The organism is Bacteroides propionicigenes (genome assembly GCF_018390535.1).
GTDB lineage: Bacteria > Bacteroidota > Bacteroidia > Bacteroidales > Bacteroidaceae > Bacteroides > Bacteroides propionicigenes.
In genome coordinates, this window is sequence record NZ_JAHBBW010000003.1 from 31824 (window position 1) to 43939 (window position 12116).

The following is a 12116-nucleotide window of genomic DNA, read 5'->3' on the forward strand; positions in this document are numbered from 1 at the left end:
CCGGTTAACTATCAGCGTGCAAATTTACGCAAAGAGTTGGGTTTGACAAGAAAACAAAGTAAAAAATGCACATCCGAGAAGATTTTGAGCAAAAACGCAAAACGTTTGACAGTGTCGCAGATAGCGTATGACATAAGGAAAATAGGATGAGGACGGTTCTTTTTCCGTTTTTGTGTGATGTAAAATGTTACTCGGAACGATGCAAAACCTCGTTTTCCATTTGGGGGCTGTCCGGTTGCCAATTGCGGGCCGTCCGGTTGCCAACTGCGGGCTCTACGGTTGCCGGCTGCGGGACGAAGAAATACTAAATGTGTCAAGACATAAAAGTCCTATCATTTTGTCATTCTGAACGAAGTGAAGAATCTCTTTTCTGCATACATAAGGGAGGAGATTCTTCGTCGCAAGCTCCTCTGAATGACAGACTATACCTTAGTGTAAAAATCAAAAGATGTTTTGAGCGAAGCTAATGATAGGGTTTTTACACAGAGGTATAAAGAGTGACGACCAATTATTGGTCGTCACTCTTATAGTATTGTCGTCACTCTCTGTATTTCCCATGAATAGAGGGATACGGAGATTTAGTGACAAGTGACGACAATTAATTCGGCGAGCCTTTCCAAGAATCCGCTATATCTCCCTTGTTGCCCACAGCTCCTATCCCGTAGAAGCAGCTGCTTGTATTCGGTTCGCTGCCATATGTGTATGTCCATAGTGCAGGGGCGGTTCCTGCATCGAAACCGGTTACAGAGTATGTAGCGCAGTCTTTAAAACAGGAAGTGAAATCTATCTTGCCGACACCTTGAAAGCGTGTGGCCTTCTCTGTCGTTTCGTCACAGAAGATGTTGGCATTTAGCTTGGCTTTGGTGCATTCATAGAAACATTCACTGAAATTGGTGGCTTCCGTATTCTTCTTGAACAGACCTGCGGGAATCTCCGTCAGTTCATTGCAGTAAGAGAAGCATTTACTGAAATCGGCGGCTTGCGTATTCGTTGCGAACAGTGTGCCCGGGATTGTGGTCAGAACTTTGCACTGATAGAAACATTTATTGAAATCGGTAGCTTTCGTACTGGCTGTGAACAGTTTTTCGGGAATTGTTGTCAACTTGCTGCACTGAGAGAAACATTCATTGAAATAGGTGACTTCTGTATTCTTCTCGAACAGTGTCCCGGGAATCGTCGTCAGCTGATTGCAATTCACGAAACAACTTTTGAAATCGGTAGCTTTTGTGTTCGCTGCAAACAGTGTTGCGGGAATCTCTGTCAGAGTTTTGCACTGAGAGAAACAGTAACTGAAATTGGTGGCTTCTGTGTTCGTTGCAAACAGCGTTTCGGGAATTGCCGTCAGTGAAGTACAGTATTGGAAACAACTACTGAAATCAGTAGCTTTCGTATTGGCGGCAAACAGTGTTGCGGGAATCATTGTCAGTCCGCTACAGTTATTGAAACAGAAACTGAAATCGGTCGCTTCTGTATTCGCAGCAAACAGTTTTTGGGGAATCGTCGTCAGTGAAATACAGGATTTGAAACAGTAACTGAAATTGGTCGCTTCTGTGTTCGTAGCGAACAACGTTTCGGGAATCGCCGTCAGTGAAATACAGTTTTCAAAACAGTAACTGAAATTGGTGGCTTCTGTATTCGTAGCGAACAGCTTTTCGGGAATTGCCGTCAGTGAAGTACAGCTTAGGAAACAGTAACTGAAACTGGTAACTCCTGTATTCTTCTCAAACAGATTTTCAGGAATTGTTGTCAATGAGGTACAGTATTGGAAACAACTGCTGAAACTTGTCATTCCCGTATTCAGTATCGGGCTTGTCATAGCTTTTAATTTTTCATTGCTGTTTTCATTGGATGTAGTCCTAAACCGGGGCATCTGAACCTTTGTGGCATCGTCTTGTGAGGATGCGATGGTGATGGTGTACTCCTGTCTGTCGGTATAGGCGTGTGTAAGTAGGTCTAAGTCGAGTGTGGTGTGCGGAGCGATGGTCATCAGTTCGCTGTTGTCGCCCCAATCCACGGTCAGTATATAGTCGCCGGTTTCCAAACCCGGATAGAAGGGAAGGGTGAATGAGGTGGAGTAGTTGGTATTCGTCAGGTCTATGACGAAGGTCATTTTATCCGTAGGTTGTGGGAACTTATTATCAGGTGTGTTCCATGTGTCCTCGCAAGTTACCTCGAACGAATAGGCGGTATTGCCGGAGAAGTGTCCTTTGATGCCGGTGATATAGTTGGCGCGCAGGGGGACGTTGGATACCGTAAATGCGGGCCGGGCGCTGCCACCCGCCGTTGTGTAGGTAAACTCGAAGTTGTGCAGGGTTGCCTCGCCGGCATCCGCCAGTAGCAGGACGGTTCCGCCGATAGCGCCCCCGCCGGTTTCGCTGACGGTCATTTCCTTGCTTTGGGCGGTCTCCGTACCTATTGTCTTGGCGGTGGCTACATTGAATTGAGTCTTATGTGCGTATGCCACCTTCAGTGTTCCGGCAGCTAAGGCTCCACTCTCTTCCAAAGTGAGCTTCGCTACTGCGCGTTTCAGTGTTACGCTCACTTCTTTCTCTGTTCCGGAGATACTGCTTTTGCCGTGATAGGCTTCGGTAACCTGCTTGTCAGTGCCTGATGTTACGGCTTTCAGGTCGTCGATGGTGTATTCGCCGTTGTCAGCCCAGAAAAGGCAGTAGTAGCTTTGTTCCTTGTCGAGTGTCATGTAGAACTCGCCGTTGTCGCTCTGCGCCTTGTAGGTGGCGGCATCGCCGTGGCCAAAAACGTTGGCTGCGGTGGTACAGTTCTCGTCTTTGTACACTTCCATTGCGTAGCGGGTGATTTCGGCGGGATTGGTGCGGGTATGCGTTGACGCATCGGTGCTGACACTGACGCAAGTGGACTGCCGGTTATAATCTCCCATGCCTATTTCGTCGTTGCTGCATCCGGTAAGCAAAACTATCAGGCTTGCCAGTACCGTTAAAACTGTATATTTCATATTCATCTGTTTTTATAGTTCGTTTTTTCATAGTCCGGTGTTTCCCACGTTTCGTCACAATCCATTGTTACTGTGGAACTGCACACGTCACTGTACGCACCGGTGATGTTGGTGCGGAAGCCGGCGCGCATAGGAACATTAGATAAGGGTTTTGCCGCTTCGGCAGCGTCTCCCGAACCTTTGCCGAATGTCGTTTCAATCTCCATGAGCGTCTTTTCTTCAGAGTTGTCACCGCGGGCAATGACGTAGCAGGTACCCAGTTCTTTTGCAGTCTTGGAGGTGATGGCTATCTCGGTAAGAGTCGGGGTTGAGGCTATGTCGGCAACCTTGCGGTCGGCAACGTTCAGCGAGTAGCTTTGCTTGAAGGAGACGGCAAGCGTGTTGTTGTCTTCTATGAAATCAGGCTGTGCGCTTTGCTTGAAGTTGATTTGAGCTACGGAGTAGGTCAGCGTCACGGTCTTGCTTTTGGGGGTGCTATCACCGGAAGTAAATGCTAACATTCCGCTCCATGCCGCTTTGGTGGCGGCGCGGAAGGAGGTTGTTCCTTGTAACTTCACCGCTTTCAGGTCGGCAGCATTGTACTCGTTGGCGGTGTTGGCATCGGGTGTGCCATAGTCTGCCCAGAAAAGTATGGTGTGGGCGGTATTTCCCTTAAGAGTGATGCTGAATGTACCGTTATTCTGCTCAATGTGTTCGGCGGGAGTTCCCGTTGCCGTTGCACCCTCGTACACTTCCATTATGTAGCGGGTGAGGTCGGTGACTTCCGCGCGGGTGGTGGCATCGGTAGTGACGGTAAACGTCGCTGTTTGCTTGTTCGGGACGGTTGTGCCCGCGATTTCGTCTTTGCTGCATCCGGCAAGCAAGATTGCCAGACTTATCAGTATCGTTACTATATTTTGTTTCATAATCTTATGTCGTTTATAAGGTTGTAACTTATTTCCATTCATTAGGTATGGCGCTGGAATTGCTAACGGTGTAGACGCTTTCAAAACAGTCTGTCTTTGTTATAGTTCCACTGCCATACGTATACTCCCATAGTGCCGGGGCGGTTCCGGCAGCACTGCTGGTGTTGAGACTGTAAGCGCAACTTTTAAAGCAATAGGTGAAATCTATCGTCATGTTCAGAAAACGTGTTGTTTTCTCCGTTGCTTCGTTACAGAAAATATTAGGATTGAGCTTTGCTTCTTTACAACCGCTGAAACACTTACTGAAACCGGTAGCCGATTTATTTGTTGCAAACAGTAGGTTGGGAATCTCCGTCAGTGCACTGCACCCTTCGAAACACTTGTCGAAATCGGTGACCAATGTGTTTTTCTCAAACAACTTGGCGGGGATGGTAGTGAGATCCGAACAATAGGTGAAACACTTACTGAAATCGGTGACCTGTGTATTGGTAGCAAACAGTGCGTCGGGCACTTTGGTCAGAGCGGTACAATAGGAGAAACAGCCGCTGAAATAAACGGCCTGTGTATTGGCAGCAAACAGCGTGGCGGGAATGGTTGTGATGGAACCGCAAGAAGAGAAACAGTTGGTGAACGTTGTTGCTTTTTCATTCATTGCGAATAGTTGCTCCGGAATATCTTGCAAGGATAGACAGTTGCTGAAACAGCTTGTGAAAGCGGTCACTTGAGGATTCTTATTAAAGAGTGTGGCGGAAATTGTAGTCAGAAACTGGCAACCGTAGAAACAATTCGAGAAAGAGGTCTCTCCGGTGTTAAGCATCGGAGTGTTCATAGCCTTTAATTTTTTGCTGTTGTATTTCGTAGTGTTATGATAATATCCCGGCATAAAGGCAGGCATCTGCACTTTTGAAACATCTCCTTGCGAGGAGGTAATGGTAATGGTATATTCTTTATTCTCGGCGAAAGTATGGCTGACACCGCTCGTTGGAAGGGTCGTTTCCGGAGCAATGGTTTCTTCCTTGCCGTCACCCCAATTTATTGTCAGCGTGTAATTACCGGTGATACCGTTTTCAAACGGAAGAATGTAGAGCTTATCAGAACAATTTGTCAGGTCGATAGTGAAAGTCATAAAGTCGGGTGGTAATTGTTTTTTGTATTCTCCCGTCACTCCCGTTGTATAGTTTGCCTGCAAAGGGATGTCGGCTACCACCTCTTCGCCTTCGCCGTCGTAGTTGAACGTTAGCGAAAAGGAGGTTTTGGCCTGTGATGCCGGCATATAGAACTCCGTTATCACTTCGCCTGCGGCAGTCTGTTGGGTGGTGACATTGCGACTTACTTGTGTCTCTTGGGTTATTGCTCCTGTCTGCAGGTTCAACTGTGAAGGTTGGCTGTATTTCAGGTTGAGCGTTTTGCCTGCATCTACTCCGTTCTTGTCTTTAAGCTTCACCAACGTTACCGCACGTTTGAGCGTAACGGTCTGGGCATCTTTATGCTCTAAGGCGGCTTTGGCGTAATAGGCTTCGGAAGCCTCTTTTGTGGCATCTGCCAGCGTTACGGCTTTCAGGTCGGTGACGGTATAGACTCCGTCGCCGGCATCTGCCCAAAGCAGACAGTGGTAGGATTGGTTCTTATCCAGTGTCAGTACAAAGTCGGCGCTTGTCTGCTCTTTGTGGTTCCCGTTGTCCGCAAATACGGGGGCGGGAATGGTGCAGCCCTCATCGGTGTATACTTCCATTACATAGCGGCTTATCGTTGTGGCGCGGGTAGTTGCCATCGGAGCGGATTCGTTGGCATACTGCGTATCGGCAGTCATGGAAACGGTAACTTTCCCGGTGCTCTGTGGCAGCAGGGCGTCTGTCTCTTCGGTGCAACCTGCCAATAGCAGAACCGCACACATTATATAATACAGTATCTTGTTCATTGTCTGTTCTGTTTTTAGAATTCTACTTCATAGTTGCCTTCCCACTCGGTGTCTATCACAACACCGCCGCCGGTGCCGGCTGTGAGAAAATCGCCCCGTACCGTAGTGAGGTATCCGGCACGATAGTTGATATGGATGTCGCTTGCGCTGCTGACAATCTTGCCGTTTTTGTCTTTGAACAACACGCTCACCACTACCGACGATTGCTTGTCGTCGACAAAGATGAAGTCCTTGCCTACGGTCGCTTCTTTGTCGCTTTGCCCGGAGAGGGTGGAAGCGTACTGATAGCCTGTTTGGGAGTCGTTGGGTTTGCTCTCTACAATATTGTATGCGCAAGGCATGAAACCGCCGTATACTACCGTGACGCTTAATTCTTCGAGCGGCGGAAACTGTTGTGCCCGGCGCATCTCTTCATAGGCTGCCACGTCGGTTGTCACAAGGCGGTATTTCGCCAGCGGGCGGTGCATGGTTATCTGCTTGTTGAGGCTCTCTGCAGCTACAGTGACCGATGCGGTCTGTGAGAAAGCGTCGCGGGTGTCGGTATTTGCGGTGTACTTCTCTTTAGGTTGTACCTTTACCATTTTCAGGTTGGTGGTGATATAGTGGTTGTCTGTATTGGCATCGGCTGCATAGTCTCCCCAAAGGCGCAGGTCGTAGTCGCCCGGCAGGAGTGTGATTTTTGCAGTGTACAGCCCTTCCTCGTTCACCTTGGTGACGAAGGTCTCTTTGCGTAGTACACGCTCCTCCGTGCCCGATTTATAGGCTTCGATAACGGTACGCAATCCTACCTCCGTGCCTGTGGCGCGTGAATTTTGCATCACAAAGTCGGGCAGCAGCGGTGAGGGGAAGGTCATTTGGAGTGTCACATCGGCAACTCCGATGCCTGCCAATCCGTTCTTTATCTCCATAGTTATAGGGCTTGGACCTTGGGTCAGTTGGCTTTGAATCATACCCGTCAGCAGGTCGGAGTAGGATTCCGATACGGTCGGCAACCAATCGATGAAGCCGGACAGGGAAATATCGGGAAGCTCATCGGCGCGTGTAACCTTCATTTCCGTTCGAGACAAGGCGCGCTTGGACGGAATCAGTCCCGATTCGGTATTGAATAGGGTAATGATGGTGTAGTATCCCTCTTTCAGGAGAATGGGATTTTGGGTCAGGCTTTCCGCTTTTTCATAATAGTTGTGTTGTACAAGTTTGTCTGTCTTGTCAAAACAGTAAAGATGTACGTCGCGCAGCGGCTTGCCGGTTACGGCATCGGTGTTCAGACTGATGGTTACGGCAGAGGTTTGTTCGGGTATGTCTCCGTCTTCATCCGCCTTGTCGCAGGCAGTCGGTATCAGAAGTGAAAGACAGGCGAACCACAATAGTTGACGCTTAAAAAATAAGCCGGGAGAGAGTTTGTTTGTTTTGTTCATATTATTATGGTATTTACAAAAGTTATTCAATATAACAATAGCGCAAACTGTCCCTGCAAGTAAGAGAAAACAGGGGAGAAGAAGGGGACGAATGACTATATATTGTACTAAATATTTTGCAAAAAAGATTAGGACTCTCTGCCTTGGGTAGTGCGGTTGAAGAAATGAAAAGGCGGATAAAACGGGTAGGTTAAACGCTCTTATATTGTGACAATCGCTATATCACAAAGTTATTATTTCATTTCAGATATGTGTGTATCATCCGGATTTATTTTGGGGACAAAACTGTGACATTCCGCTTTTAACGGTGTTAGAACTGCTAAATAAGTGATACACTATACTTCGTTCCTGCTTTTTTCCAACCAATTCATGTATTCGGCAGGGGTGCAGCCCACGTATTCTTGGAAATATTGCTTGGCTGTTCTTCGTGAACGATACCCCACTGTAAAGAATGCTTGGTATATGCTCACGGTTCTGTCACTGTTTATTATTTTCAATGCGTCTTCTATGCGGCAACGATTCAGGTATTCTTTGTAACCCGAGAAACCGGACTCCCGGATTACTGTGGCAAGAGAGCTGCGGCTGATGCATAATTTTGCAGAGAGACTGTCTTGTGTGAGGTTGGGGTCACGCCAAAGGGCATCATTTGTCATTATCTTGTTCAGTTCAATCCATACCGGATGGTTCTTCGTGCCTTTTTGTTTTTGAGAGAATATATTTAGTACGGGAGTCCACTCAGGGATGGTTGCCACCGCTCTTGGCTGATTTCCTGCCGGAACCGGGATGCGGATAAACAGTTCTTGGTAGACGATGAGAATACAGAATATAAGGAAGAGAGTCAGATGTACAGGAAGGACAATGATAAGTCCGGTGAGCGTAAATATGTCGTAGACTATACCGATGCAGATGATAACGGTAGAATAAAAATAAATCCAACGATTGCTGACGCTGCTTCTCATCCAGTTGTGGGGAACTACAAATATCATGATATTGTAGGGCAGTATTGTAAGGAGTATCAATACCCGGAACCAGACATTGGGCTCTCCGATATATTGAATGATTTCTCCGAAAGAGTGCAACTCGCGAATTGTCATCGGAAGGGCAATCCAAGCAACTACCAACAAAACCCAGGGCATGAATAGCATAACGGTTCTTTTGGGGGTAAGCCAACCGGGGCTGATAACCTCTATGGGGTATAAATGGAAGAGGATAAGATAAAAAAGCCCTCCTATGAGATTGTATGCGCATAGGACGGAGACAGGCATAGGGGCTGCGGTGTAGGAGAGGGTTATGGGAACGAAGAAACTTAGTGTCCCGTAAAGGCAGGTGAAAATCAGAAAGTACCTTGCCCGGTCGCCTTGCCTGCGTCGCAGCCATAAGAATATAAGAGATACCAAGAAAGTGCAGGCGGTGAAGTTGAGTATCAGATTGGCGAGTTTTTCGTAGATTGACATGGCTTATATATCTTCTAAAAGGTTTGCTAAATATTCGGTTGGCGAGGTTCCCGCATACTCTTTAAAGTTACGGTGGGCGGTCATGCGCGAACGATAACCCACATCGAAGAATACATCTTGTATGTTTTTCTGCGGGTACTGCCGCATTATCTCTATGAAATTCTCAATTCTCCTGCGGTTGATGTACTCGCAGTAGCCCTTAGTATAGCCTTTGTCTTTAAACAAGTATGATAGTGTTTGGGATTCCGTACCCAAAAGAGATACTAAGTCGCTTTGTTTGAGGTTGGGATTACGCCATAGCTGTCCTTCGTCCACCAGAGTTGTCAGTCTCTTCCAAAGCTCGTCGTTAGAAGAATTTTCCTTGAGGCTGTTATCTTGTTCTTTGCCCTTGAAATTACGTTCGTCATAAAACTCTTCAAGATTGTCATAAGGTATGTGGATACGCATGAATATTTCGTAATAGCCGATGTAAACACAAGCGGCCAATGCGTACAGCAAATATAGGTTGGCTGCGGACAAAGAGTCGACAACGGAAGACGCCGTAAAGAACAGTAAGGATAGTGTAAGTCCGGCGGTATAAATCCATATCAGTCTCTTGTCCGTGTTGTTTCGTTTCTGCTTGCAGGATATCCGGTAAAGCAGGAGACTGTAAGGGAACATTAGCAGAAGGAATGCGATACGTAGCCATACGTTTGTTTCGGCAAGATGGCAGAGGATGTCTCCGGAAGTGTGCAGTACCCGAAAATGAAGTCCGGGAAGCAGCAGGCATATTCCCCATATCAGTCCGGGCGAATATAGCGCTATCATCCTCCGGCGGGTAAGCAAACCGGGTTCTGCAATCTCAATCAGATAGGATAAAAACAGCGGAAGTTCTATCAAAGCCATCCATAGGTGAAAGGGATGAAGTACTTCGGGTATGAAAGGTTCTCCACCGTAAAGGTGAAGAGTACGTACGAAAAAGTCTATGCCGCAAACCAGATAGACGATTGCCAAATAGGTGCGTGAATGGTTTCCATTACGCTGCATCCACAACAAAGTTGCCATAAGCAAGGCTGCGCAAGATGAAAATTGCGTGACATGAGCGAATATCTGTTGTTCCATGTTTGGTTTGCTGAGATTCTATTTGCACCTGAACGGGCATATAGCCGGCTTTAAAAATAAATCAGGCACGGCTTATACAGGATAATTACGGACAAGTTTAAGCAGAACCGTAAATTTCTGTATAAATCGTGCCTGAAAGAAATAGGAAAGCGATTTTTGCGGCTTTCTTTTCTTATATGAGTTTCGGGTTATTGTTACTTAATACCCAGTTTCTTGGCAATATCTTTGGGAAGTGCGTCCTTATGAACGAGGATATTCATGGTTTTGTAAGCAACAAAAGCCTTGGAAGCATACCAAATGCCTTTATACTTGCCGCTTAATCCCCAAGAGTTCTTTACCATGAAATATTCTTTTCCGTTCTGGTCTTTGGCAATACCGTAGATAACCATTCCGTGGTCGTCGGTTGTCTCCCAGTTGTCGAAAGCTGTCTGACGCATTTCCTGAGTCACGTTTACTTCCGGCAGTGGTTTGCCGGTCAGCTCTTTACGTTTGTCGGCAGCGGTAAGACCTGTCCAACGTGCCATGTCCGAACCGGTCAGTTCAGCGCCACGGGCTGCATCCGGCATAACGGCGATACCGTCGCGGGTGAAACCTTGTTCGCTAACGTCGCTACCCCATGCAAAGGTGTAACCGTTCTTAACAGCATTGTCCATAACGGCCATCAGTTCCTCTATCGGCAGATTCCAAGAAAGTCCGTTGCGCCAGTTGTCTTGAATCTCAATGGCGAACTGGGTGTAGAACGGGTGGTGTGTATACGAAGTCAATGATACATAATCATCCGGGTTGATACCGAGTGATTCGCCGAAAGTCTTCGGAGTATATTCCTTTCCCTTATAAGTGAACTTTTCGGGGCATTGGCCGAGGTAAGTGTCGTAGATAGCGCTCAAACCTTTCTTCCATACGGGAGACAGTTTGCTGAGTTTGCCTTTGGCAATGGCATCTGTGTAGGCGCCCGCTACGGCATCCAGCTCATTGTGTACAGGCAGTGTATCGCCGTACATGATGCCCGGCATGGCTTCTTGCGGAACAAGACCGTAGTTCTTCAGGCAGAACATGATGTCATAGAAACTACCGCCCGGCGAGAAAGAACTGTCACCGTGATAGCGCACGTAGTTCTGTGCACGGTCTACCATTGTGTGGTGTACGACGAACATTTCGGAGAGGTCGTATTCTCCTTTACCCATACGCAGTAACTCGCTCTCCAAGAAACCGAGGCTTGAGAAGCTCCAGCATGTACTGGAACGGTTCTGGTTCTTAACGGAGGTAATAGGGTTTTCTTTTACGGTAGTAAAGACGAATCCCTCTTCTTTCGGGGCGTCTTGTGCCATGATATTCAGGCTGAACAGTCCTAAAGCGGCAATTAATATAGGCTTTTTCATCATGATTAAATTGTTATTAATTTATAGTTGTAGCTGCAAATATAGGTAGAATATCGTAAACAAAAGCTATCTTTGGCGCGTTAATTCTGACACTTATGGATAAATTAGTGCGTATAGACAATCAAAGTGGACTGGTTCTTGAGGGCGGCGGTATGCGTGGCGTCTTTACTTGTGGTGTGTTGGATAACTTTATGGATAGGGGAATCCGCTTTCCTTATACGATTGGCGTCAGTGCAGGTGCGTGCAACGGACTGTCGTATATGTCGGGGCAGCGGGGACGTGCCAAGTACAGTAATATAGACCTGCTGGAGAAGTATAATTATATCGGACTGAAATATCTGTTGAAGAAACGCAATATCATGGATTTCGACCTTTTGTTCCGGGAGTTTCCCGAACATATCCTGCCATACGATTATGATGCTTATTTCCGCAGTCCGGAGCGTTTTGTCATGGTAACTACTAACTGTCTGACGGGAGAAGCCGATTATTTTGAAGAAAAACAGAATAAGGAGCGTGTCATCGACATAGTCCGTGCTTCGAGTAGCTTGCCCTTTGTCTGTCCCATTACCTATGTGGATAATATTCCGATGCTGGACGGCGGTATTGTGGACAGCATTCCTTTGATGCGTGCCCGCCAAGACGGATATACCCGCAATGTTGTAGTACTGACACGTAACAGGGGTTACCGTAAGGAGCTTCAAGGAACTAAAGTTCCTCCGTTTATCTATAAGAAATATCCTCTTTTAAGGGAAGCTATCAATCGGCGCAGCCGTGTTTACAACGAACAGCTGGAATTGGTGGAACAACTGGAAGATGCAGGGGAAATCACCGTTATACGTCCGCAAAAGCCAATAGTGGTGGACCGAATCGAAAGGGATGTGAAGAAGCTGACGGACCTTTATGAAGAGGGATATGCGTGTGCGGCAGAGGTGAAGTTGGAAGTAAATAATGCCTAGAACCCTGATGAGAG

Annotated in this window: 8 protein-coding genes; 1 reads left to right on the forward strand and 7 read right to left on the reverse strand. The window is 47.1% G+C overall.

Features of this window, described 5'->3' with window-relative positions; genetic code table 11:
• Positions 1-598 precede the first annotated feature (598 nt).
• The 7 genes from KG118_RS05530 to KG118_RS05560 all read right to left on the reverse strand — a co-directional run bounded on the left by KG118_RS05530 (position 599) and on the right by KG118_RS05560 (position 11146).
• Complete coding sequence (locus KG118_RS05530) at positions 599-2971, reverse strand: leucine-rich repeat domain-containing protein (RefSeq protein WP_147331364.1); 2373 nt, start codon at positions 2969-2971, stop codon at positions 599-601.
• Between the two features lie 2 nt (positions 2972-2973).
• The gene (locus KG118_RS05535) at positions 2974-3876 is read right to left on the reverse strand and encodes a hypothetical protein (protein ID WP_147331365.1); all 903 of its coding nucleotides are present in this window, start codon (positions 3874-3876) and stop codon (positions 2974-2976) included.
• A gap of 28 nt (positions 3877-3904) precedes the next feature.
• Positions 3905-5794: a leucine-rich repeat domain-containing protein gene (locus KG118_RS05540; protein ID WP_117711280.1), complete on the reverse strand. Its 1890-nt coding sequence runs from the start codon at positions 5792-5794 to the stop codon at positions 3905-3907.
• 14 nt (positions 5795-5808) lie between these two features.
• Complete coding sequence (locus tag KG118_RS05545) at positions 5809-7212, reverse strand: DUF6562 domain-containing protein (RefSeq protein ID WP_117711281.1); 1404 nt, start codon at positions 7210-7212, stop codon at positions 5809-5811.
• A gap of 335 nt (positions 7213-7547) precedes the next feature.
• Positions 7548-8666, reverse strand: coding sequence for a helix-turn-helix transcriptional regulator (locus KG118_RS05550; RefSeq protein ID WP_117711282.1), 1119 nt, complete (start codon positions 8664-8666; stop codon positions 7548-7550).
• Positions 8667-8669: 3 nt separating this feature from the next.
• Positions 8670-9767: a helix-turn-helix domain-containing protein gene (locus tag KG118_RS05555; RefSeq protein ID WP_117711283.1), complete on the reverse strand. Its 1098-nt coding sequence runs from the start codon at positions 9765-9767 to the stop codon at positions 8670-8672.
• Positions 9768-9961: 194 nt separating this feature from the next.
• A complete protein-coding gene (locus tag KG118_RS05560) occupies positions 9962-11146 on the reverse strand; it encodes a C1 family peptidase (RefSeq protein WP_117711457.1) in 1185 nt (394 codons plus the stop codon).
• Between the two features lie 95 nt (positions 11147-11241).
• Here KG118_RS05560 and KG118_RS05565 point away from each other — a divergent pair, with 95 nt between their 5' ends.
• Positions 11242-12102 carry a patatin-like phospholipase family protein gene (locus KG118_RS05565; protein ID WP_117711284.1) on the forward strand — a complete coding sequence of 287 codons (861 nt, stop codon included), beginning with the start codon at positions 11242-11244 and terminating at the stop codon, positions 12100-12102.
• Positions 12103-12116: the final 14 nt, after the last annotated feature.

Excerpts from the sequence above, each read along its gene's own strand:
- KG118_RS05530 (WP_147331364.1), bottom strand. The coding sequence starts at position 2,971 with ATGAAATATACAGTTTTAACGGTACTGGCAAGCCTGATAGTTTTGCTT.
- KG118_RS05535 (WP_147331365.1), bottom strand. The coding sequence starts at position 3,876 with ATGAAACAAAATATAGTAACGATACTGATAAGTCTGGCAATCTTGCTT.
- KG118_RS05540 (WP_117711280.1), bottom strand. The coding sequence starts at position 5,794 with ATGAACAAGATACTGTATTATATAATGTGTGCGGTTCTGCTATTGGCA.
- KG118_RS05545 (WP_117711281.1), bottom strand. The coding sequence starts at position 7,212 with ATGAACAAAACAAACAAACTCTCTCCCGGCTTATTTTTTAAGCGTCAA.
- KG118_RS05550 (WP_117711282.1), bottom strand. The coding sequence starts at position 8,666 with ATGTCAATCTACGAAAAACTCGCCAATCTGATACTCAACTTCACCGCC.
- KG118_RS05555 (WP_117711283.1), bottom strand. The coding sequence starts at position 9,767 with ATGGAACAACAGATATTCGCTCATGTCACGCAATTTTCATCTTGCGCA.
- KG118_RS05560 (WP_117711457.1), bottom strand. The coding sequence starts at position 11,146 with ATGAAAAAGCCTATATTAATTGCCGCTTTAGGACTGTTCAGCCTGAAT.
- KG118_RS05565 (WP_117711284.1), top strand. The coding sequence starts at position 11,242 with ATGGATAAATTAGTGCGTATAGACAATCAAAGTGGACTGGTTCTTGAG.